18 protein-coding genes are annotated in these 22,903 nt (G+C 72.7%); 8 read left to right on the forward strand and 10 right to left on the reverse strand.

Going from position 1 to position 22,903, the window contains the following annotated elements:
• Positions 1-10 precede the first annotated feature (10 nt).
• From ELR47_RS16460 to ELR47_RS16470, 3 genes are read right to left on the reverse strand one after another with little or no spacing between them, the layout of a single operon-like run.
• Positions 11-907 carry a glycosyltransferase family 2 protein gene (locus tag ELR47_RS16460; protein WP_165404152.1) on the reverse strand — a complete coding sequence of 299 codons (897 nt, stop codon included), beginning with the start codon at positions 905-907 and terminating at the stop codon, positions 11-13.
• Positions 908-920: 13 nt separating this feature from the next.
• On the reverse strand, positions 921-2,234 hold the full coding sequence (locus ELR47_RS16465) for an LCP family protein (protein WP_130650875.1): 1,314 nt from the start codon (positions 2,232-2,234) through the stop codon (positions 921-923).
• Complete coding sequence (locus tag ELR47_RS16470; protein ID WP_130650876.1) at positions 2,231-3,493, reverse strand: LCP family protein; 1,263 nt, start codon at positions 3,491-3,493, stop codon at positions 2,231-2,233. The genes ELR47_RS16465 and ELR47_RS16470 overlap by 4 nt, the downstream gene beginning before the upstream one ends.
• Before the next feature lie 161 nt (positions 3,494-3,654).
• Between ELR47_RS16470 and ELR47_RS16475 the strand changes: the two genes are divergently transcribed.
• Positions 3,655-4,371 (forward strand): hypothetical protein, encoded by a 717-nt coding sequence (locus ELR47_RS16475; RefSeq protein ID WP_130650877.1) that lies wholly within the window; start codon positions 3,655-3,657, stop codon positions 4,369-4,371.
• A 37-nt stretch (positions 4,372-4,408) separates the two neighbouring features.
• Here ELR47_RS16475 and ELR47_RS16480 read toward each other — a convergent pair whose 3' ends face one another.
• Positions 4,409-6,208: an acyl-CoA dehydrogenase gene (locus ELR47_RS16480; RefSeq protein WP_130650878.1), complete on the reverse strand. Its 1,800-nt coding sequence runs from the start codon at positions 6,206-6,208 to the stop codon at positions 4,409-4,411.
• Positions 6,209-6,326: 118 nt separating this feature from the next.
• Between ELR47_RS16480 and ELR47_RS16485 the strand changes: the two genes are divergently transcribed.
• Positions 6,327-7,619 (forward strand): magnesium transporter, encoded by a 1,293-nt coding sequence (locus ELR47_RS16485; protein WP_130650879.1) that lies wholly within the window; start codon positions 6,327-6,329, stop codon positions 7,617-7,619.
• A 1-nt stretch (position 7,620) separates the two neighbouring features.
• Positions 7,621-8,844, forward strand: coding sequence for a potassium channel family protein (locus tag ELR47_RS16490; protein ID WP_130650880.1), 1,224 nt, complete (start codon positions 7,621-7,623; stop codon positions 8,842-8,844).
• 30 nt (positions 8,845-8,874) lie between these two features.
• Here ELR47_RS16490 and ELR47_RS16495 read toward each other — a convergent pair whose 3' ends face one another.
• Complete coding sequence (locus tag ELR47_RS16495) at positions 8,875-9,678, reverse strand: hypothetical protein (protein WP_130650881.1); 804 nt, start codon at positions 9,676-9,678, stop codon at positions 8,875-8,877.
• A gap of 189 nt (positions 9,679-9,867) precedes the next feature.
• Between ELR47_RS16495 and ELR47_RS16500 the strand changes: the two genes are divergently transcribed.
• Positions 9,868-10,470 carry a septum formation family protein gene (locus tag ELR47_RS16500; protein WP_130650882.1) on the forward strand — a complete coding sequence of 201 codons (603 nt, stop codon included), beginning with the start codon at positions 9,868-9,870 and terminating at the stop codon, positions 10,468-10,470.
• Between the two features lie 60 nt (positions 10,471-10,530).
• On the opposite strand, the gene ELR47_RS16505 is transcribed toward ELR47_RS16500, so the two are convergent.
• Entirely contained in the window at positions 10,531-11,667 is a 1,137-nt protein-coding gene (locus ELR47_RS16505) for an acyl-CoA dehydrogenase family protein (protein WP_370469408.1), read from the reverse strand.
• 118 nt (positions 11,668-11,785) lie between these two features.
• The gene (locus tag ELR47_RS16510) at positions 11,786-12,571 is read right to left on the reverse strand and encodes a biotin--[acetyl-CoA-carboxylase] ligase (protein WP_130650884.1); all 786 of its coding nucleotides are present in this window, start codon (positions 12,569-12,571) and stop codon (positions 11,786-11,788) included.
• Between the two features lie 114 nt (positions 12,572-12,685).
• Here ELR47_RS16510 and ELR47_RS16515 point away from each other — a divergent pair, with 114 nt between their 5' ends.
• Both ELR47_RS16515 and ELR47_RS16520 read left to right on the forward strand, forming a co-directional pair.
• Positions 12,686-14,242 (forward strand): acyl-CoA carboxylase subunit beta, encoded by a 1,557-nt coding sequence (locus ELR47_RS16515; protein ID WP_130650885.1) that lies wholly within the window; start codon positions 12,686-12,688, stop codon positions 14,240-14,242.
• A 26-nt stretch (positions 14,243-14,268) separates the two neighbouring features.
• Entirely contained in the window at positions 14,269-14,505 is a 237-nt protein-coding gene (locus ELR47_RS16520; protein WP_130650886.1) for a hypothetical protein, read from the forward strand.
• Between the two features lie 87 nt (positions 14,506-14,592).
• Here ELR47_RS16520 and ELR47_RS16525 read toward each other — a convergent pair whose 3' ends face one another.
• Both ELR47_RS16525 and ELR47_RS16530 read right to left on the reverse strand, forming a co-directional pair.
• A complete protein-coding gene (locus ELR47_RS16525; protein WP_130650887.1) occupies positions 14,593-15,219 on the reverse strand; it encodes a plastocyanin/azurin family copper-binding protein in 627 nt (208 codons plus the stop codon).
• A 193-nt stretch (positions 15,220-15,412) separates the two neighbouring features.
• Positions 15,413-15,823, reverse strand: a complete 411-nt coding sequence (locus ELR47_RS16530) for a plastocyanin/azurin family copper-binding protein (RefSeq protein ID WP_130650888.1) — start codon at positions 15,821-15,823, stop codon at positions 15,413-15,415.
• Between the two features lie 306 nt (positions 15,824-16,129).
• Between ELR47_RS16530 and ELR47_RS16535 the strand changes: the two genes are divergently transcribed.
• Positions 16,130-17,935, forward strand: a complete 1,806-nt coding sequence (locus ELR47_RS16535) for an acetyl/propionyl/methylcrotonyl-CoA carboxylase subunit alpha (protein ID WP_130650889.1) — start codon at positions 16,130-16,132, stop codon at positions 17,933-17,935.
• A gap of 186 nt (positions 17,936-18,121) precedes the next feature.
• Positions 18,122-21,367 (forward strand): ExeM/NucH family extracellular endonuclease, encoded by a 3,246-nt coding sequence (locus ELR47_RS16540; RefSeq protein ID WP_130650890.1) that lies wholly within the window; start codon positions 18,122-18,124, stop codon positions 21,365-21,367.
• A 69-nt stretch (positions 21,368-21,436) separates the two neighbouring features.
• Here the strand turns inward: ELR47_RS16540 and ELR47_RS16545 are convergent, their stop codons facing one another.
• Positions 21,437-22,843, reverse strand: a complete 1,407-nt coding sequence (locus tag ELR47_RS16545) for an NAD(P)H-quinone dehydrogenase (RefSeq protein ID WP_205745326.1) — start codon at positions 22,841-22,843, stop codon at positions 21,437-21,439.
• Positions 22,844-22,903 lie beyond the last annotated feature (60 nt).

Here is a 22,903-nt window from a genome sequence, read left to right on the forward strand (position 1 = left end):
ACCCGGGCCCTCACTCCCCGGTGGTGCTGCGCCCCCGCCCGAGCAGGCGCTCGAGGACGAGGGTCGCGACGACCCACCCGACGAGCCCGGCCCGCACCAGTGGCCGCGCCAGCCGTCGCGGCCGGGTGGTCGCGAGATGGCGGCCGTAGAAGCGGTCCAGGCTGCGGGCGTGGGTGACCAGCGACCAGGTCCGCCGTCGCCGGGAGGTGGAGGCACCGACGCCGTGGACGACCGAGGCCGAGGGCTCGTAGCGCAGCCGCCAGCCGGCCCGCCGCAGGCGCACGCCGAGGTCGACGTCCTCGACGTAGAGGAAGTAGGCGGGATCGAAGCCCCCGATCGCGTCGAAGGCGGCCCGCCGCAGCCCGAGTGCACAGCCCGAGAGCCAGTCGACGTCGCGCGGCTGCTGCGGGTCCCGGTCGGTCGCCCGGTAGCGGCGGGTCCAGGGGTTGCCGGGCCAGAGGCGCGCCAGCACCGCGTGGCCGACCGCGGTGCCGATCGAGGGCAACCGGCGGGCCGAGGCCTGCGGGCGGCCGTCGGGGTAGCGCACCTGCGGGCCGACGGCGGCGACGTCGGGCGCGTCGGCCAGGCACCGGGCGAGCTCGCGCACGCTGTCGGGGGCGAAGCGCACGTCGGCGTTGGCGACCACCACGACCGGTGCGCCGGTCGCGGCCACACCGAGGTTCGCGCCGCGACCGAAGCCGACGTTGGCGACCGCGAGCACCCGCACCTCCGGGTGGGCGGCGCAGACCGCCTCCACGGTGCCGTCGTTCGAGCCGGTGTCGACCACGACGACCTCGTCGGCCCCGGCGTCCGCCAGCGTGTCCAGGCACGCGAGCGCGTGGGCGCGGGTCTGGTGCGAGACCACCACCACGGCCGTCGACGGCGCCCGTCGGTCACCGGACCCCACGGTCAGCTCCGGTTCACGCGGCGGCGTCGTCGCCGACCGCGACCAGCACCTCGGCACCAACGGGAGCGCTCACGCCGGGTGGCAGGTTGCGGATCGGTGCCCCCAGGAAGCTCGCCACCCACTCGGCCTGGTCCTCGTGACCGGGGAGCTGGTAGATCGTCGTGGTCGGGCCCGCGTCGAGTTGCGAACCTCCGTTGCCGGCCGCGACCACCGGGAACCCGACGAACTGCAACACCGAGCCCACGATCCCCGCGCCGGTCATCCGCCCACCCGAGACCACGGCGACGTCGACCTCGACGCGCTGGTCGCGGGTGCCGGCGTCGAGCAGCGGGACGCCCTGGCGGAGTCGGTCGAACATCGCCTCGGTACCGGGCCGGTAGGCGACCATGAACTCGATGCCGTCGATGTTGCGGGGGAACGCCGGCACGGTGACCATCGGCACCCCGGCGTCGACGACCTGGCGCATCTCCTGTGCCACGGCGCGCATCTCGGCGAGTCCGAGGTTGTCGTCGGTGGTGACGTTGCGCCCGACCTCGTCGACGAGGCGGAACAGGCGCGGGACGTCGGTGAGGACCTGCGCGTCGGTCAGTTCGCGCAGCATGCCCTTGAGGAACTGCTGCTGGCGGGCGATGCGCTCGTAGTCGCCGAACGCGCCCTGACGCGAGCGGACGTAGGACAGCGCCTGCTCGGGCTCCATGTCGTGGCAACCGGCGGTGAAGTCCGCGCCGGACTTGCGGTCGCGCAGCGGCTCGTCGAGGCACAGCTCCACGCTGCCCAACGTGTCGACCACCCCGAGGAACCCGCCGAGCGACACCTCGGCGTAGTGGTTGACGGGCAGACCGAAGTTGTCCTGCAGCACGCTGACCAGCCGGTCGGGCCCGCCGGCGTAGGTCTCGGTCAGCTTGCGCTGCTGGTTGCCGTCGTTGACCAGCAGGTCGCGCGGGAGGCTGACCAGCGACACGGCGCTGCGGTCCTCGCTGATCGACACGTAGATGACGGTGTCGCTGCGTTGCCCGTCGAACTGCCCCAGCGTCAGACGCGCGCGCTGTTCGTCGCTGAGGCCGTCGCGCGAGTCGGAACCGACCAGCAGGAAGTGGCGGGCGTCGGACGGCTCCTCCGCGGTGGTCAACTGTGGGACCTCGACCCGGGTCAGGCTCGCCTCGGCCTGCCGCAGCAGCAGCACGCCGGTGGTCCCCATACCGGTTCCCGCGACCAGCACGGCCACGCCCAGCACGGTCGACAGACGCCGCAGCAGCCGCCAGCGACGGCCGCCGCGGACGTTGGGCCCCCACGGACCCGGATCAGCACCCACCAGCACGTCGGTCACGCTCCATCGTCGAGATTCGCCCCGGCGAGCACCTGCACGCCGACGGGTTCCCCTTCGAAGTCGGGCAGCGGGTCCGCCGACTCCAGTCGTGCGTCCGGCAGGCGCTCGGCGAGCAGGATCGCGGTCGCCTCGGCGGCCGCATCGTCCGCGCGGTAGCGCACGACCGTGGGTGCCCCCTCCTCGAAGACGGCGTTGCCCGTACCCACGACCCGGAAGCCGGCCGCCGTCAGGCGCGCCTCGACACGTCCGGCCAGTCCGTCGATCCCCGCCGCGTTCAACACCGCCACCGGTACCTCCCCGATCGTCTCCTGCAGACCCTCGTCGCCGGTGACCCCGTCCAGCGGCGCGCCTTCGGCGAAGCGTTGGAACAGCGTCTCGGCCTGTTCCAACAAGACGCTCGAACCGGTCTGCGGGTTGCGGAGGATCGGCAGGGTGGTGACCTCCGGGGGCGGTCCGTGCTCGAGCGTGCGCGCCAGGTCGAGCACCTGGGTCCCGCGCAACGACACGTCGGTGTGGACGGCGGCGACCGTGTCGATGCTGCGCTTGGTCGCCAGCGGGGAGCGCAACAGCTCGCCCGGCCGGGCGTTGGCCGCCAGACCACGCAGCAGTTCGGCGGTGCGTGCGGCGCGGGCCTCGGGTGTCGCCTCCGTGAGCTGCCGGCGGGCCTCCTCGGCCTGGATCTCGTGGCATCCGGCGGCGTCGTCGCACACGGGCACCGGGCCGAGATGCCCCACGAGCGTCGGCAGCGCGTCGTCCTCGACGCTGACGACGTGGTCGATACGGACCCCGGTGTAGTCGGTCACGACGCCCACCATGGCGCTGCTGTCACCGGCGAGCTGGACCTCGGCGAGCGTGCGCGCGCCGTCCCCGTCGGCGTGTACCGGCAGGTCCTCGGGCAGCAGCAGCACGGCGGGGACGTCACGGGGTCCACCGACCTGCACCAACCACACCGGCGCGACCAGTTCCGGACCGCGTGGGACGGTCGGGTCCCGCTCGGCGGTCGTCGTGACCAGCAGGGTGGTCGCGTCCGCCGGGGCGGTCGCGCCCTCGACCCCCAACGCCCGGGTGTCGTCGAGCAGCACGGGGATGTCGTCGGCGCCGAGCTGCCACCAGGCGTAGCCGTACAGCGACGCGGCCGTCAGCCCGATGGCGGCCGCCACCAGCACCGCGAGCACGACCACCCATCGCAGGACACGCGTCCAGCGCGCCCGTGGAGCACGGCGCGACGAGGAGAACACGAGCTGACGGGATCCGGGCACCGGGGCACAGCCTCACGTGCGACGAGGAGGTGCGGACCGACCGCTGGGGCACGGGCTGCCGGCGAACACGGCGGTCCCGATCCCACCCGGACGGGATCCGCGAACGGACGGTGGTTCCGCTGCCGACGGTAGCATCGACCTACCGCCGACGAAGGTTACCGGTGCAGCTCGCCCCGCCCTCCTCCCCCCGCCCCGCACCCGGCCACCTCGCCGACGCGCTGGCCCGGGCCAGGGACGAACTCGGGTCCCGCCCGGCCGTCACCGTGTACGGGCCCGAGCGCCGCGACGAGCAGGGGATCGTCTCGTTGGCCCAGTGGGCCGCCAAGGGGGCCTCGCTGCTCGAACTGGACCTGCTGCTCGAGCCGGGAGACCGGCTGCGTGTCGATCTCGACCCCGGCTGGCCGTTGGTCGCCGTCGCCCTGGCGGCCTGGTGGGCCGGCGTGGCCGTCACCCTGGACGGCGACGCGCCGGCAGCCGTCGTCCAGGAGGGTCGCCGCGCGCCGACGACCGCCGACGACGTGTTGTGGATCGGCGCCTCGGTCGACGGCGCACCGGTCGCCGAGGTCGTCGGCGAGGCCTGGGTCAGCGCCGTGCAGTCGTTCCCCGATCAGCCTCCGCCGCCACGGGCCGCGGCCGAGCTGCCGGCGATCGTGACCGCCCGCCGCGTGCTCACCCAGGCCGAGGTGCTCACCGCGGCCGCGTCACTGCTCGGTGCCGGCGGCACGCTCGGACTCGATGCCGACACCGACCTGCCGTCGGAGCTCGTGCTGGTCGCCCTGGCGGCCCGTCCGCTGCTCGCGGCCCGTCCGACCGTGCTGTTGCAGCCGGGTGTGCCACGTTCGGCCGCGGACGGCGAGAAGGTGGCGCACTGGGCGTGAACCCGGTGCGCCACCTTCCCGTGGCCGCGGTCGACGGCTAGGGCGCGAGCAGCGCCGGCGTCAACGCGTACAGGTCCCGGGAGCCGGCGGTGACCGACGGCTGCAGGCCGCGGACGGTCGGCAGGACCTGCTCGGCGAAGAACCGCGTGGTCGTCAGCTTGGCCTGGAGGAACTCGGCGTCGAACGTGCCGGTGTCCCCCGAGGCGATGGCGGCGGAGGCGCTGACGGCGCCGCGGGCGAGCAGCCACCCGCCGACCACGGTCGCGAACATGCGCAGGTAGGGCGTCGCGCCGGCGAACACCTCGTTGGGCGTCTCCCGCTGGGCGAAGATCCAGTCGGTGGCCTCCTGCAGCGCGTCGAGCGCGTCGCCGAGGTTGACGGCCACGGTGCCCAACTCCTCCGGCAGCGCGTCGACGGTGTCCCGGATCTCGCCCAGGACGCCCTTGACGTAGGCGCCACCGTCGTAGGGCAGCTTGCGCCCGACGAGGTCGAGGGCCTGGATGCCGTTGGTCCCCTCGTAGATCGGCGCGATCCGGGCGTCGCGGAAGTGCTGGGCCACCCCGGTCTCCTCGACGTAGCCCATACCGCCGTGGACCTGCACGGCCAGGGAGGTCAGCTCCACCCCGAGGTCGGTGCACCACGCCTTGGACAGCGGCGTGAGCAGGTCGGCCAGCTTCTGCTGCTGCTCGCGCACGACCGGGTCGTCGGCGCCGTGGGCCAGGTCGAGCGCGTGTGCGTTGGCGTAGCACAGGGCCCGCATGGCCTCGATGTTGGCCTTCATGGTCAACAGCATGCGCCGCACGTCGGCGTGCTCGATGATCGGGGCCTGTTCGCCGGGAGCCGAGGTCGGCCCGCGGCCCTGGCGGCGCTCCTGGGCGTACGCCAGGGCCTGCTGGTAGGCACGCTCGGCGATGGCCAGTCCCTGGATGCCCACCCCGAGCCGGGCGTCGTTCATCATGGTGAACATGCCGCGCATGCCGGTGTGCGGCTCGCCGACGAGATAGCCGACCGCCCCCTCGCCGTCCTCGCCGTACGCCATCACGCACGTCGGCGAGGCGTGGATGCCCAGCTTGTGCTCGAGCGACACCACGGAGACGTCGTTGCGCTCCCCGAGACTGCCGTCGTCGTTCACCAGGAACTTCGGCACGAGGAACAGGCTGATGCCCTTGGTCCCGGGTGGCGCGTCGGGCAGGCGGGCCAGCACGAGGTGCACGATGTTCTCGGTCAGCTCGTGCTCACCGAAGGTGATGTAGATCTTCTGCCCGGTGATGCGGTAGCTGCCGTCGTCGGCCGGGACGGCCCTGGTGGTCACGGCCCCGACGTCGGAGCCGGCCTGGGGCTCGGTCAGGTTCATCGTGCCGGCCCACTCGCCGGTGACCATCTTGGGCAGGTAGGTCTGCTGCTGTTCGGCGGAGCCGTGGTGGGTCAGCAGGTAGACCGCTCCGGTCGTGAGCAGCGGCCCCAGGGAGAACGCCAGGTTCGCGCTGTTGATGGTCTCCTTGGCCGCGTTGGCGACGGTCAGCGGGAAACCGCCACCGCCGAACTCGGTGGGATGCTGCAGCGTGCCCCAGCCGGCCTCGACGTACTGGTCGTACACCTTCTTGAAGCTGTCGGGCAGCACGACGCGGTCGCCGTCGAGCGTGGCGCCGTGCTGGTCACCGTCGCGGTTGGTGGGGGCGATCGCCTGCGCGGAGAATCGGCCCACCTCCTCGAGCAGTCCGGCGACCAGGTCGGGCTCGGCATGGGCGAACGCCGGCAGCGCGGTCAGCTCCCGCAGCGGCGTCACGTGCTCGAGCACGTAGCGGATGTCACGGATGGGCGCGGTGTAGGTCGTCATGTGCCCAGGATAATGAGCCGGCGTGCCCGGGAGTTCATCGACGCACACCTCGGCGCGACCGGCGGTCGTTAGGCTCCGCCGGCGTGCACGTCCGCCATCGACGAGGAAGGCCGCCAACGTGCCCAGTCGTCGTCGCGGCGTGCCGCTGCCTCCCGCGCCCCGGCCGTTGAAGGTGCTCGGCCGGCTGCTGGGCATCCCGATCAACGAGGTGCGCGGCTACTGGATGCAGGAGTCGCGCAGCATCCGGGCCGGCGCGAGCGCGCTCGGCATCGGACTGTTCGCGACGATCATCGCCGGTGTGGTGCTCATGTCGGCCGAGGCGCGGCTCGAGGACATCCCCGGCCTGCTCGCGCTGATTCCCGCCGCGATCGGCATGCGCGGCTCGATCTTCGGCGCGCTCGGTTCCCGACTCTCGACCGGCATCCTGACCGGGGAGTTCGAGCCAGAACTGCGCCGGCGCAGCTACCTCGGCCGCCAGATCGAGGCGGCGACCATCCTGTCGTTCGCCACCGCCACGCAGGCCGGTGTGCTCGCCTGGGCCATCTCGGTCGCCCTCGGCCTGCGGACGGTGCCGCTGCTCGACCTCGTGGCGATCTCGCTGATCGGCGGGTTGCTGTCGTCGCTCGTCCTGTTCTTCGTCGTGATCTGGATGGCCCGCCGCAGCAACCTGCGTGGCTGGTCCATGGACGACGTCGGTGCCCCCATCATCACGGCCGCCGGCGACCTCGTGACCCTGCCGGCGCTGCTGGTCGGCAGCCTGGTCCTCGCCGTCGAACCGGTCGCCATGGCCGTCGGCGCCCTCGGACTGGTCGTCGGGGTCGTCGCGGTCGTGCTGGGCGCCCGCCGCGACGACGCCATGATCCGCCGGATCGTGCGCGAGTCGATGATCGTGCTCACCATCGCCGTCTCGATCGACGTCATGGCCGGCATCGTCGTCGAGTCCCGCGCCGAGGAGCAGTTCAGCGCCCCGGCCCTGCTGGTGCTGATCCCGCCCTTCATCGCCAACTGCGGATCGCTCGGCGGCATGCTCTCGAGCCGCCTGGCCTCGAAGCTGCACGTCGGCCTCTTGGAGCCGCGGCTGCTGCCGGGCAAGCTGGCCAGCCTCGACTTCTCCCTCACCGTGCTGCTGGCGTTCCTCGCCTTCACCGGCGTGGGGGCGGCCGGCTGGCTCGCGGCGGTGCTGGTGCCCAACGTCGACCCGCTGCCGCTGCTGTCGATGCTGGGGGTGACGTGGCTGGCCGGACTGTTCGCCGTCTTCGTGCTGGCCGCGGCCGCGTACGCCGCGGCGACGACCTCGTTCCGCTTCGGGTTCGACCCCGACAACCACGGGATCCCCGTGGTGACCGCGACCATGGACCTGGCGGGGGTCATCTGTCTGGTCGCGGCGATCACGATCCTGCAGGTGGGTTGACATGAGGACGCGCAAGACGGTCAAGGAACTGCTGGTCGGCGCGAAGGACGCGGCCGAGCTGATGGTGGACCTCGCGTACGCCGCGATCTTCTTCGGCGACGAGTCCCTGGCCCGCGAGGTGTTGCGCCTCGAGGACCAGGTCGACGAGCTGCTCGTCGACCTCCGTGCCGTGTGTATGATCGCGGCCCGGACACCCGACGACGCCGACCGGCTGGCCGGCGTGCTGTCCATGGCGGTGTCGATCGAGGGCATCGCCGACGCCGCCGAGGACATCGCCCGGGTGGTGCTCAAGGACCTCGGCGTCCCGGGCGAACTGCGTGACGACCTGCGCCACGCCACCGAGGTCACCGCGCGGGTCAAGATCCGCGAGGAGAACCAGCTGGCCAGCGCGTCGCTGCGCGATCTCGAGCTGCCGGCCCGCACCGGGATGTGGGTGATCGCGATCCGTCGCGACGTCGACTGGCTCTACGGACCCGAACCCGAGGAGGTGCTGCGCGAGGGCGACGTGCTGTTCCTGCAGGGCCCGCCCGAGGGCGTCGACCACGCCCGCGAGCTCGCGGGCGGCACGCCCCGGCACTTCCCACCGCCGCCCAAGCGCGCCAAGCTGTCCAACCTCGACCGGGCCGTGGACGTCATCGTCGAACTCAAGAACGCCTCCGAGGTCGCGGTCGGGTTGGCCTACTCCGCGATCCTGCTCCGCGACCAGTCGCTGGCCGCCGAGGTCGCGGTCATCGAGGACAAGTCCGACGAGCTCTACCACCAGCTCGAGGGATGGGTGCTGCGCGCCGCCGCGGAACTCGACGACCCCGACGAGCTGCGCGGACTGATCCACCTCGCCTCCTCGTCCGAGCGCATCGTCGACGCCGCCCAGTCCATGACCCGGGTCATCGAGGACGAGGGACCGCCGCACCCGATCATCGCGGCCGCGTTGTCCGAGGCCGACGAGATCGTCGCCGAGGCGATCGTCGCGACGGGCAGCCCCGCCGAGGGCCACACCCTGGGCGAACTGCAGATCCACACGGAGACCGGCATGGAGGTCCTGGCGATCCAGCGCAGCGAGCGCTGGGTCTACCGACCCCGGCGTTCCCGGTCGCTGCAGGCCGGCGACCGCCTGCTGGCCATGGGCCCCGAGGAGGGCGCACCGCGCCTGCGGGTGCTCTGCGGCGACCAGCGCCCCGAGGGCGAGGAGGGCTGGATCGAGCCCGAGGACCTCGACGAGGACTGAACGAGCCGCTCGGGGCCGCGCCGTCCGGTGCTACGCCGCGCCGGCGGGCAGCTTGTCGATCACCCCGTCGATGTCGGTCTTGTAGCGCCCGAGCCGGGGACGGTGCAGGACCGACAGGGTCGCGCGTGGGCCGTCGAGTCCGGGCCCGCGCTCCTGGCCGGCCTTGCCGACCCCGGGCCAGTCCAGCGGCACGTGCTGCCAGGCCTCGAGGACCGGCACCAGGCGCACGGGCGTACCGTCGGGCAACGACAGCTCACCCCGCAGGCCCACCCGCAGCAGCTGGGTGTGCACGTGCTCGATCGCGACCTCGGCCGCCGACACCTGCGCGGCGTTGAGCCCGTAGACCTCGAGGTCCGGGACGTCGAAGCGGGCCGCGCCGTGGGTACGCACCCACCAGGTGCCCTCGCCCTCCGCGCGGGTCACGATGCCGTCGTCGTGCCGGACGGCCCCGATCGCCAGGCGGTTCATCCACGCCGCGTCGCGATCGGCGTCGCCGGTCAGGTCCCGCACGCCGCGGACCCGACCCCGCAACTGGCGCGACAGCGCCTGCAACAGCTGGGCCTGGCGTTGCATGCCGTGCTCGAGCCCGTCGTCGCCGATGTAGGCCTCGGTCCGTAGCAGTGGGGCGCCGTCACGCTCGGCGTTGCAGGCACGGACGACCGCCTTCTGCATCCGGCCGCCCCAGTGCACCTCGTAGGCGAGCTCGCCCGCGCCACGCACGGGTGCGCCTCGGTCGAGGTCCTTGGCCTGGCCGGCCGCCTTGACGAGCGTGCCGACCTCCTCCAGCGGCTCGTCGAGCACCAGAGCCATCAGTGACGTGTACTTGTCGGCCACGGAGGTCACCTCGGTCGTCGGCGGGGCTGGCGGCCAGACTACGGCCGGTGCGCTCGCGCCGGTTCACGACGGCGGCGCGCCGCGGCCGCACACCGACTGCAGAACTCCTGAAGATGGTGAACCTTCGGCCGATACTGGAGCGACCGGCGTCGCACCCCGCGGGCCGCCCGACGAGGTGCTGACGCCCACGTGACCACACCACCACCGCCCACGCCGCCGGGCCAGCCCGGCCCCGACGTCGCCCCCGGCGACCAGGCGCCCCTTCCTACCGGCCCTCAGCCCGACCGCACCACCGCCGACCGCCTGCGCGGCCTGGCACGGTTCGCCGTTCCCGTGGTCGTGCTCGGCATCGGCGCCTTCAGCGTCTTCGGCCAGGCCGACCGCGACGACGACGGCGCGATCGTCGAGGCGGGCGCCGTCACGGCCGACGACCTGCGGGTCGGCGACTGCTTCGACGACGAGGGCACCTTCGAGACCGACGAGACCGTCCAGTTCGAGGCGGTCGCCGGTGTGCCGTGCACCGAGCCGCACGACAACGAGGTGTTCCACGAGTTCGAGCTCACCGGCGAGTCGCTGCCGAGCGAGGAGGAGATCTTCACGCAGGTCGACGCCGCGTGCCTCCCGGCGTTCGACGCCTTCGTCGGCCTCGCCTACGAGGAGTCCGAACTCGACCTGTTCCCGATGTGGCCGACCGCGGACTCCTGGCGGCTCGGTGACCGGACCGCGACCTGTGCCCTGTTCGCGCTCGACGGCTCGACGCTCCAGGGGTCGATGCGCGACAGCCAGCGCTGAGCGTACGACGCGAGGCGCCGCCGGCCGATGGACCGGCGGTGCCTCGCACGTCCTGTGTGGCTACAGGCCCAGCGAGCGGGCGATGAGCATCCGCTGCACCTCGCTGGTGCCCTCACCGATCTCCAGGATCTTGGCGTCCTGGTAGAAGCGCCCGACGCGGTACTCGGTGGTGAAGCCGTACCCACCGAACACCTGCGTCGCCTCGCGGGCGGCGGTCACGGCCTGCTCGGAGGAGAACAGCTTGCTGATCGACGCCTCGCGCTTGTAGGGCAGACCCTCCATCTTGCGCCAGCACGCCAGGTAGTACATCTGCCGGGCGGTCTGGGCGGCGACCTCGAGGTCGGCGATCTTGAACGCCAGCGCCTGCTGCTTGGCGATCGGCTTGCCGAACGCCTCGCGCTCCTGTGCGTAGCGCACGCACTCGTCGACGCAGCCCTGGATGAGGCCCACGGCCAGCGCGGAGATCGCGATCCGGCCGTCGTCGAGCGTCTTGAGGAACTGGCGGAAGCCGGCGCCCCGCTCACCGAGCGTGTTGGCCACCGGGACGCGGACGTCCTCGAGGATCAGCTCGCGCGTGTCCGAGGCGTGCCAGCCGACCTTGCGGTAGGGCGGCGCGACCGAGAACCCTGGGGTGTCGACCGGCACCACGATCGAGGTCATCTCGTCCTCGCCGGTGAAGGCGGTGACGGTGACGATCGAGGTCATCTCGGTGCCGGAGTTGGTGATGAACACCTTGCCGCCGTTGATGACCCAGGAGTCGCCGTCCTGCACGGCGCGGGTCCGGGTCGCGCCGAACACGTCGGAGCCGCCGCCCGGCTCGGTCAGCCCGAAGCCACCGAGCTTCTCGCCGCGGCAGAGCTCGGGCAGCCACCGCTGCTTCTGCTCGTCGGTGCCGAACTCGTCGATCGGCGCGGCCCCGAGCCCGACACCGGCCTCGAGCGTGATGCCCATCGACTGGTCGACCCGGCCGAGCTCCTCGATGGCCAGGCACAACGTGAGGTAGTCGCCGTCCATGCCGTCGTACTTCGACGAGAACGGGATGCCGAACAGCCCGAGCCCGCCCATCTGGCGCACGATCTCCACCGGGAAGCGCGCCTGGGCGTTCATCTCGTCGGCGGCGGGCGCGATGACCTCGTCGGCGAAGCGCCGGACGACCTTGCGGAATTCTTCCTGCTCCGGGCTCAACGAGAACGACAGCGCCACGACGGCTCCCTCCAACGGCGTCCCGGCAGGATACTAGGACGTCCAACTACCTCGCCAGCCCGCGTCGCTCCGCGCCCGGACCTCCCGCGCCCCGCGGGCGGACGTTCGACGCTCAGCGGACGTGGTGGACGTCCCCGGCGCCAACGGCGAGTTGCCGCGCGCCGGTGTCGACGACCAGGCGACCGTCGGGATCGAGGTCCACCGCGCGCCCGGACAGACGCGAGCCGTCGGGGAGGTCGACGGTCACCTCGGCGCCGATCGTGGCGCAGACCTCGCGGTAGGCGACCAGCAGCCGCAGCGGGTCGGCCGCCACCGCGTGCAGCCAGGCCGCCAGCCCCCGCAGCACGTCGGCGAGCACCCCGCCGCGGTCCACCGGGGCCCCCGTCGCCTCGGCGACGCTCGTCCACCCCGCGCGCTCGTCGTCACGCGCGACCCCGCGCCAGTCCACGTCGATGCCGATCCCGACCAGGACCATCCCCCGGCCCTCCACGCGGTGTTGCTCGACCAGGATGCCGGCGGCCTTGCGGCCCCCGAGCAGGACGTCGTTGGGCCACTTGAGCGCCGGGTCGGCGCCGGCGGAACGCACGGCGTCCACGCTGGCCAGGCCGGCGGCCAGGGGTACCAGTGTCGGGTGCACCGGAGGGGTCGCCGCCACCGCCGTCAGCAGCAGTGAGGCCTGTGGCCCGGGCCCGTCGAGCCACCGGCGCCCCTGCCGTCCGCGGCCCGCGGTCTGCCGGTCGGCGACCACGACCAACCCCGGGCCGTCACCGGCACGCACGCGCTCGAGCGCGAGATCGGAGGTGGAGGTGGTCCGTTCGACCTCGAGGAGCCGGGAGAACGGCAACGGACCCGCCAGCACCGCCGCCACCCGTTCGTGTCGCGCCAGCCGTCCTGCCACGCCGCTGCTCCCGGCTCGGGGTCCGAAGGAGGCGGAAGGCTAGGATGCCCGACCGTGCGACGACGACGCCCCGTCGCCACGCGCCAGCGCCAGCGTCGCCCGGGAGGCTCTCACGTGGCCCAGACCACGAAGGACAAGCTCGAGGAGCTGCGCCGTCGGCAGGCCGAAGCGGCCGCCGGTGGCGGCGACGAAGCCGTCGCCAAGCAGCACGACCGCGGCAAACTCACGGCCCGCGAGCGCATCGACCTGCTGCTCGACGAGGGCTCGTTCACCGAGACCGATGCCTTCGCCGTCCACCGCGCCAGCGGTTTCGGTCTCGAGGACAAGCGGATCCTCGGCGACGGCGTCGTCACCGGCCACGGCACCATCGACGGCCGGCGGGTGTGCGTGTTCAGCCAGGACTTCACCGCGTTCGGTGGCTCGCTCGGCGAGGTCTTCGCCGCCAAGATCGTCAAGATCATGGACCTGGCCGTCAAGATGGGCGTGCCGGTCGTCGGCCTCAACGACTCCGGCGGTGCCCGCATCCAGGAGGGCGTCGTGTCGCTGGGCGGGTACGGCGACATCTTCCAGCGCAACGTCCGCGCCTCGGGAGTGGTTCCCCAGATCTCGGCGATCATGGGCCCGTGCGCCGGCGGGGCGGTCTACTCGCCTGCCATCACCGACTTCGTGTTCATGGTGAAGGACACCTCGCACATGTTCATCACCGGTCCGAACGTCATCAAGACGGTCACCGGTGAGGACGTCACGATGGAGCAGCTCGGCGGTGCGATGTCGCACGCCACCAAGTCCGGGGTGGCGCACTTCGCGGCCGAGGACGAGGAGTCCTGCCTCGAGGACATCAAGTACCTGCTGAGCTTCCTGCCGGCCAACAACCTCGAGCTGCCACCGGTCGTCGACACCGACGACGACCCCGACCGCCTCGTCGAGGAACTCGACACCTTCGTCCCGGACTCCTCCAACCAGCCCTACGACGTGCGCGACGTGGTCCGCGCCGTCGTCGACGAGGCCGAGTTCCTCGAGGTCCACCCGCTGTACGCGGAGAACATCGTGGTCGGGCTCGCCCGCCTCGACGGACAGTCCGTCGGCGTGGTGGGCAACCAGCCGGCCTACCTCGCGGGCGTGCTCGACATCGACGCCTCGGAGAAGGCGGCCCGGTTCGTGCGTTTCTGCGACGCGTTCAACGTCCCCGTCGTGACCTTCGTGGACGTGCCCGGCTTCCTGCCCGGCACCGACCAGGAGTACGGCGGCATCATCCGCCACGGCGCCAAGCTGCTGTACGCCTACGCCGAGGCGTCGGTGCCGAAGCTGACCGTGATCGTGCGCAAGGCCTACGGCGGCGCGTACGACGTCATGGGGTCCAAGCACCTGGGCGCCGACGTCAACCTCGCGTGGCCCACCGCCGAGATCGCCGTCATGGGCGCCAAGGGGGCCGTGAGCATCCTGCACCGGCGCGAGCTCGAGGCGGCCGAGGACCCCGACGCGCTGCACGCCGAGTTCGAGGAGCGCTACGCCCGCGACCTGGCCAACCCGTGGCGCGCCGCCGAGCGTGGCTACGTCGACGCCGTCATCGAGCCCTCCCGTACGCGCGTGGAGCTCGTCAAGGCGTTGCGCTTCGCCCGGACCAAGCGCGAGCAGCGGCCGCCGCGCAAGCACGGCAACATCCCCCTCTAGACGTGCCCATGGACGGAAGGCGTGTCGTGGACCCGGACCCGTCGCTCGGACGTCTCGAGGTGCGCTCCGGCGCCCCGACGCCCGCGGACCTCGCGGCGCTGGTGGTCGCGCTGACCCCGGCGGCGCCCTCGGACGCCGGTGGGAGCGACGACGCCCCGGCCGTCGGCGACGCCGTGCCCGCCTGGGCCACTGCCGCCCTGCTGGAGGGCACCGGCGCGCCGCGCGTGTCGGAGCCGGCCTCGCTGCACGCTCGGCCGACCTGACCCGCCCCGCCGGCCCGGCGGGCGACGCGAAGGGCGGCCCCGCGGGGCCGCCCTCGTCGTGGTCGACGTCGTCCGACGCCATCCGGGTCAGGAGTCCTGCTGTCCCTCGCCACCGGTGGTGACGTCGGCGTCCTCACCGGTCTGGTCCTCGGCGACGCTGTCGGCCTCGTCACGTCCGCCCCCGGCCGCCGGCAGCTCCGGTTCCTCGGCCGGCGCGGTCGGGTCGGCGCCCTCCTCGGGCATCTCGCCCTCGGCCTCCTGCTCGGCGGCCGCGGCCTCCTCCTCGGTGGCGTAGACGGTGACCGTCGTCTCCATCCCGGCCGAGCGGTGACCCGGGACGTTGCAGATGACCGTCCACTCACCCGGGAACAGCAGCACGGTGTCCTCGCCGCTGGCGTTGGCGTCCGCCTCGGGGATCCCCGACCCGTCCGCGGCACCCAGGAACTCGGCGTTGTGGTAGGCGTCGCTGACGTTGTGGACGGTGACCTGCACCTCACCGGTCACCGCCGTCCCGTCGGTCACCTCGAAGAAGAAGTTGCCCATGTCGATCTCGAGGTCACCGCCCGGGCCGACCGGCTGGATGGGGTCGAAGCAGTCCGAGCCCTCGGGGCACTGGACCGGTTCGGCGGCGATGGCGCCATCGGGCACGGGCGAGCAACCGGCGACCAGCAGCAGGCCCGCGGTTGCGGCGAGTCCCAGCGTGGGGCGACGCACGGTGGCTCCTCTCGTGACAACGGTTCGCGGCGACGGGTCGGGAGATCCGTCGCCGCGGAGCAACGGCGCGGCACCCGTTCCCCGGGCACGCGCGAGGGCGGCAGCGTACCCCTGACCGCCGGTCGCCACCCAACCGGCGCGCGTCACGCCCGGCACGCCGCGGCCCCACGGCGTCACCGCGTCGGGCGATCCGTCACTCGACGCGCAGCGTGCCCCGCATCGACGACTCGTGCCCGGGGATCGTGCACACGTAGAGGTACTCGCCCGGCTCGAGTGTCAGCGTCCCCGTGTCGGAGCTCCCGGGCCCGCACTCGGCGACGAGCGCCCGGTCCTCGCCGACGACGAGGTTGTGGTTGACCCGCTCCTCGCAGCGCAGCTCGAAACGGATCTCGCCGGCGGGCGCGGCCAGGCCGACGGGCTCCCACTGCAACGTGTCGGTGCCCACCACGCGCAGCACGCCGTCGTCGTCGGGTGTGCCGACCTCGGCCGGCACGACGACGGGCGGTGCGACGGTCTCGGGCTCTCCGCCACAGGCAGCCAGGACCACGGTGGCGGCGAGCACCAGGGCACGGGTGCGCGGGCGCGCGGCAGCACGGACCGTCACGGCAGCGGCCTTTCGAGGACGTGGATGCACGGACCGAGGACGCGGACCGGCGGGCGACCGATGGCGGCTCGGCCGGCGCGCCAGTGTCCCCCGCTCGCTCGGTGGCCGCCAATCCGGGTCCGCCGATCCGGCTCCGCCGACCCCGACGCCGGCGCGGTCACCCCCGGGCGCCGGACGCGTCGGCCGTGCGGCCGCCCGGCCTGCGCGTGCCCGCGACGCGCCCGGAGGACGGCCGCTGATGAGCCGGCGTGCCCGGCTCACTAGTGTGCACGGGGTCCTGCCGCCGCAGCCCGAGGTCGAGAGCCGATGTTCGACGCCGTCCTGGTCGCCAACCGCGGGGAGATCGCGATCCGCGTTCTCCGCGCCTGCCGGGAGCTCGGCGTGCGCAGCGTCGCCGTCTACTCCGAGGTCGACCGCGACGCGCCCCACGTGCGCCTGGCCGACGAGGCGTACCTGTTGGGACCGGCGCCAGCGGCCGAGTCCTACCTGAACATCGACAGGATCCTCTCGGTGGCGCACGCCGCCGGGGTCGACGCGATCCATCCCGGCTACGGCTTCCTGTCGGAGAACGCCGACTTCGCCGAGGCGGTCGCCGCCGCCGGGCTGACGTTCGTCGGCCCGCCCGCCGAGGCGATCCGGCGGATGGGCGACAAGCTCTCCGCCCGCGCGGTGGCGCTCGCGGCCGGCGTGCCGGTCGTCCCGGGCACGCTGGAGCCGACCGACGACCCGGAGGTCGCCATCGCCTTCGGCGACGAGCACGGCTACCCGGTCGCGGTCAAGGCGATGTTCGGTGGTGGTGGACGCGGCATGAAGGTCGTGCGCGACGCCGAGCAGATGCGCGAGGCCCTCGAGGCCGCCCAGCGTGAGGCCAAGGCCGCCTTCGGCCGCGGCGAGTGCTACCTCGAGCGCTACCTCGAGCGCCCCCGCCACATCGAGATCCAGGTGCTCGGTGACCTCGACGGCACGCTGATCCACCTCGGCGAGCGCGACTGCTCCCTGCAGCGCCGCCACCAGAAGCTGGTCGAGGAGGCCCCGGCCGCCGGCATCACGCAGGGCCTGCGCGACCGCATCGGCCGGGCCGCCATCGAGGTCGCCCGCGAGATGGGCTACTTCAACGCCGGCACGTGCGAGTTCCTCCTCGACCCATCGGCTGCGCCTTCCGGGGGAGCCGACGACGACGTGCCGTTCTACTTCCTCGAGATGAACACCCGCCTGCAGGTCGAGCACCCCGTGACCGAGATGGTCACCGGCGTCGACCTCGCGCAGGCCCAGCTGCGCATCGCCTCGGGCGACGGCATGGGGCTGACCCAGGACGACGTCGTGCTCACCGGCCACGCGATCGAGGCGCGGATCAACGCCGAGGAGCCGGCCACCAACTTTCTGCCGACCCCGGGTCTGATCACGAAGCTGGTGCCGCCACAGGGTCCGTGGGTGCGCTTCGACACCGGCGCCGAGTCGGACTACGAGGTGCCCCGCGACTACGACTCGATGATCGCCAAGCTGATCGTCTGGGGCGCCGACCGTCCGGCGGCGATCGCGCGGATGCGTCGGGCCCTCGACGAGCTGGTGCTCGAGGGCATCCCGACGACCGTGACCTTCCACGCGCTGGCGATGCGCAACGAGCAGTTCGCCGCCGGCGAGCACGCGACGAGCTCGGTCGAGCGCGAGTGGGACCTGTCGTCGCTGGCACCGCAGGGGCCGGCCACTGCAGGCACGGGCGACGACCCGGAGCCCTCGCGGGAGGTGACGGTCGAGGTCGACGGCAAGCGGCTCGGCGTGCGCGTCTTCGGCGAGCTCGCCGCGGGGGGCGGGGGCGGGGGCGGTTCGCGCACGGCCACGAAGCGACGTTCGCGTGGCGGCGCGTCGGGCACGGCCAGGGCGGCGGCCTCCAGCGAGGACCTCGTCGCCCCGATGCAGGGCACCGTCGTCAAGTACGCGGTGGCAGAGGGGGACACGGTCGCGGCCGGGGACCTCGTCGCGGTCCTCGAGGCGATGAAGATGGAGAACAACATCACCGCGCACCGCGACGGGACCGTCACCAGCGTCGGCTACGCCGCCGGTGACGTCGTCGAGTCCGGGGCCGTGCTCGCCCGCATCGAGGACGCCGGCTGACCGGCGACCGCCCCGGCCGACACGGTTCACCGTTCGTTCAACGCATGATCAGCCCGGATCGACCGGTTCGTTGAACCGGATGTCGCGCGGATGTGGTTCTGTTCACCCGTCCGTTCGGAGGCGGACGATGGTCGGCGTGCCCGGGCGCGCCGACGCGTCGCGCCTCCTCGACCGAGGTCTGCCCGTATGCGTCGAACCACCCTGCTGGTGTTGCTCGCCATGCTCACCAGCGCCCTCCCCCTGGCCTCTTCGGGGGCCATCGCCCAGGAGGCCGGGCCAACGCTCGTCCTCAGCCAGGTCTACGGCGGCGGCGGCAATGCCAGCGCCCCGTACAACCGTGACTACGTCGAGGTCTTCAACCGCGGCAGCGCCCCGGTGTCCCTCGACGGCCTGTCGGTCCAGTACGCCTCCGGCACCGGCACCGGCAACTTCGGCGCCAACGCCGGCCAGCTCGTGTCGCTCGGCGGCACGGTCGCGCCCGGTGGCTACCACCTCGTCGCCCTCGGCGGCGGGAGCACCGGCGCCGATCTGCCGGCACCCGACAGCACCGGCACCATCAACATGTCCGCCAGCGCGGGCAAGGTCGCGCTCGTCGACGGCACCGACGGCCTCGGCTGCAACGGCGGCAGCACCGCCTGCGACGCCGCGCAGCTGGCACGCATCGTCGACCTCGTCGGGTTCGGCAGCGCCAACTTCTTCGAGGGCAGTGGCGCCGCGCCGACGCTGAGCAACACGACGGCCGCGTTCCGTGCCGACGGCGGGTGCACCGACACCGACGACAACGCCGCCGACTTCGTCGCCGACGGCCCCGCACCGCGCAACAGCGCCACACCCACCAGCCCCTGCGGCGAGGCCGGTGAGCCCGTCGGCCCGATCGTCGTGGTCAGCCAGGTCTACGGCGGCGGCGGCAACAGCGGATCCATCTACACCAACGACTTCGTCGAACTGTTCAACCGCGGCGACCAGACCGCGACCGTGGACGGCTGGGTCGTCGGCTACGCCTCGGCGACCGGCAGCAGCTGGAACACCACCACGCTGAGCGGCACGATCCCGGCCGGCGGCTACCTGCTCGTGCAGCAGGCCGCGGGTTCCGGCGGTACCACGCCGTTGCCCACCCCGGACGTCACCGGCACCGCCAGCATGTCGGCCACCGCCGGCAAGGTCGCCCTGGCCACCTCGAGCGCCGCACTGACCGGCACCTGCCCCACCGACGTCGTCGACCTCGTCGGCTTCGGCGGCACGGCCAACTGCTTCGAGGGCTCCGCCCCCACCCCGGCACCGAGCAACACCAACGCGGTGCTGCGCGCCGACGCCGGCTGCGTCGACACCGGCGACAACGCGGCCGACTTCGCCACCGGCACGCCCGCCCCGCGCAACAGCGCGACGGACGCCAACCCGTGCGGTGCGGTCCTCCCGGACCCGGACCCGGATCCCGATCCCGATCCCGACCCGGACCCCGAGTTCCCCGCGGACGTGTGCACGGCCACCAGCGACGACCTGACCGTCATCAACGAGATCCAGGGTGCCGGCTCGGTCACGCCGATCGCCGGTGAGCTGGTCCTCACCCGCGGGGTGGTCACCGCCGACCACACCTCGGGCGGCGAGAGCGGCGTGCCGGCCAACCAGGGCCTGCGCGGCTTCTTCGTCGAGGCGATCGCGGCCGACCGTGACGCCGACCCGGCCACCTCCGAGGGCCTGTTCGTCTTCGACGGCGCCGGGGTCTTCGACGGCAAGGTCGGCGACCTCGTCCACGTCGTGGGCCGTCCCGCCGAGCAGTTCGACGTCACCCAGCTCAGTGCCGACCAGTTGGCCGTGTGCACCGGCACCGGGGTCGACACGACCCTGCCCCCGCCGGCCGAGCTGCCCCTGCCGACCCACCCCGACGACCGCGACCAGGTCTTCGAGCCGCTCGAGTCGATGCGGGTCGTGCACCCCGAGCTGACGGTCGTCGAGTTCTTCCAGATCGAACGGTTCGGCGAGGTCCGCCTGTCGTCGGGTGGCGTGCTCGCCAACCCGACCAACGTGGTCGACCCGCGCGACGACGCGGCCTACCAGGCGGTCGTCGACTACAACGCGGCCAACAACATCATCCTCGACGACGGTCGGACGGGCCAGAACCTCGACCCGCTCCCCTACGTCGTGCCGGGTGACACGCTGCGCATCGGTGACCAGCTGCGCGACGTCCCGACGATCCTGCACTACGCCTTCAACGAGTGGCGCCTCCAGCCGATCGACGTCGGCGAGATCACCGAGGAACTGCGCGACAACCGGACCCGCCCGCGTCCGCAGACGCCGCCGGAGGTCGGCGGCAGCCTGACGGTCGCGAGCTTCAACGTCCTCAACTACTTCAACGGCGACGGCTACTTCGTCGGTGACGACCCCGCGACCGCGCAGGGCTTCCCGACCTCGCGTGGCGCGGTCACCCCGTCGGAGTTCGAGCGGCAGACCGAGAAGATCGTCGACGCGATCGTGCGCATGGACGCCGACGTGCTGGGCCTGATCGAGATCGAGAACGACGAGGGCCCGCGCCAGGCCGCGGCCGCGCTCGTCGACGCCGTCAACACCACGCTGGGCACCGAGGCGTACGACTACCTCGACACCGGCGTGATCGGCACCGACGCGATCAAGCTCGCGTTCATCTACAAGCCGTCCACGGTGGCACCGACCGGCGACTACGCGATCCTCGACAGCTCGGTCGACCCGCGCTTCGAGGACAACCGCAGCCGTCCGATGCTGACGCAGACCTTCACCGAGCTCGCCACCGGCGAGGCGGTGACGGTGTCGGTCAACCACCTCAAGTCGAAGGGTTCGGCCTGCGCCGCCGCCGACAACGACCCCCGCCAGGGCAACTGCAACGGGGTGCGTCTGCGCGCGGCACAGGCGATCGCCGACTTCCTGGCGACCAACCCGACCGGGCAGGAGTCCCGCGGTGACCTGATCATCGGCGACCTCAACGCCTACGCGCAGGAGGACCCGATCCGGGCGCTGCAGCAGGCCGGCTACACCGACCTGCTGGACGCCTTCGCGGCCGACGGCGAGATGCCCTACACCTACACGTTCGACGCCACGCAGGGCTACCTCGACCACGCGCTGGCCGACGCCGCCCTGCTCGAGTACGTGACCGGCGCGGCGGCATGGAACATCAACGCCGACGAGGTCCCGGCCATCGACTACCTCGAGTCGTGCTGTGGCCGGTTCCGCACCGCCGACGTCGCGCAGCGCTTCTACGACCCGAGCGCGTTCCGCTCGTCGGACCACGACCCGGTGATCGTCGGCCTGCAGCTGGCCGACGCACCGGTGACACCGTCGGCGCCGTCCAGCAAGGACGAGTGCAAGGGCGGCGGCTGGCGGACCTTCACCGATCCGACGTTCCGCAACCAGGGCCAGTGCGTGGCCTGGGTGGCGTCGGGCGGGAAGAACCACCTCGGCTGAACGCACGTCGCAACCAACGAGCGAGGGACCGGCCATCTCGGCCGGTCCCTCGTCGTGTCGGCAGCGTCCTCAGCGTGGCGCGTCGAGGCGGGCCATCAGCATGCGGGCGCACTCGGCCACCGAGCCGGCCATCGACGGGTAGACGGTGATGGTCTGCGCGAGCTGCGCCACGGTCAGGCGGTTCTGCACCGCGGTCGCGAGCGGTTGGATCAGATCGCTGGCCCGCATCGACACCACGACCCCGCCGACGACCGTGCCGGACCCGACCTGGGCGTGGACCTTCACGAACCCGTCGACGCCACCGGTCATCTTCGCGCGCGGGTTGCCGCGGAAGTCGAGACGGGCGGTCTCGACCGGGACGCCGGCCGCGGCCGCCTCCTCCGACGACATGCCCACGGTCGCGACCTCCGGATCGGTGAAGATCGTCGAGGCGACCGCGTCCCACCGGATCGGCTGGACCGCCTGGCCGAGCGCGTGCCACATCGCGGTGCGCCCCTGCATGGCCGCCACCGAGGCGAGCATCACCCGGCCGGTGACGTCCCCGGCCGCGTACACCCAGCGGCACTCGGTGCGGCCGACCGAGTCGACGTCGATCCCGCCCCAGTCGTTGACCACCGCGCCGACCTTCTCCAGGCCGATGTCCGACGCGCTCGGCACCTGCCCGACGGTGAACAGCACGTGGCTGCCCACGACCTCACCGCCGGCCTTGAGTCCGACGGCGACCTCGTCGCCGCGACGTTCGCAGGACACGGCCCGGGCGTTGCGCAGGATGGTCATCCCGCGCCGCTCGAAGACGTCCTCGATCACCTGGGCGGCGTCGGGGTCCTCGGTGGGCAGGATCAGTTCGCGGGAGCTGACCAGGGTCACCTCGGCGCCGAAGCGCCGGAAGGCGTGGGCGAACTCCGCGCCCGTCGCGCCCGAGCCGACCACGACGAGGTGTTCGGGGACCTCCGGCAGCCCGTAGACCTGCTGGCCGACGAGCACCCGCTCGCCGTCGGGCTCGAAGAACGGCAGCACCCGGGCGGTCGACCCGGTGGCGATCAGCACGTAGTCGGCGGTCAGGACGTGCTGCTCGCCGTGCTGGTCGGTGGCGGTGACCTCGTGGTAGCCCGAGAGGCGCCCCCGTCCGCGGACGAGCTTCACGCCCACGGCCTCGCTCTTGGCCTCGATGTCGCGCGACTGGTTCGCGCCGAGCTGCAGGACGTTGGCCGCCACCTTGGGGAAGTCGACCACGGTGCGGTCGACCGGCTGACCCTCGGGCAGGTGGACGCCCATGCCCTCGGCGAGATCCAGCCAACCCATCGCCTCGGCGGCGACGATCAGTGCTTTGGACGGCACGCAGTCCCACAGGACGCTGTTGCCGCCCAGTCCCTCGTCGGTGACGATGGTGACGTCGGCGCCGAGCTCGACGGCGACCAGCGCGGCCTCGTAGCCGGCCGGCCCGCCGCCGAGGATGACGATGCGTTGCGTGCTCACGAGGTTGCCTCGGACAGGAGTCGGGCGGGGATCGGGCCCAACGCTACCCGCCGCGGCCGG

Origin of the sequence: Egicoccus halophilus (assembly GCF_004300825.1) — a bacterium.
In the GTDB taxonomy this organism is placed as follows: Bacteria; Actinomycetota; Nitriliruptoria; order Nitriliruptorales; family Nitriliruptoraceae; genus Egicoccus; species Egicoccus halophilus.

What these genes read in the sequence shown, in the direction of transcription:
- ELR47_RS16480 (WP_130650878.1), bottom strand. Translation starts at nt 6,208, where the DNA reads ATGACGACCTACACCGCGCCCATCCGTGACATCCGCTACGTGCTCGAG.
- ELR47_RS16540 (WP_130650890.1), top strand. Translation starts at nt 18,122, where the DNA reads ATGCGTCGAACCACCCTGCTGGTGTTGCTCGCCATGCTCACCAGCGCC.
- ELR47_RS16490 (WP_130650880.1), top strand. Translation starts at nt 7,621, where the DNA reads ATGAGGACGCGCAAGACGGTCAAGGAACTGCTGGTCGGCGCGAAGGAC.
- ELR47_RS16535 (WP_130650889.1), top strand. Translation starts at nt 16,130, where the DNA reads ATGTTCGACGCCGTCCTGGTCGCCAACCGCGGGGAGATCGCGATCCGC.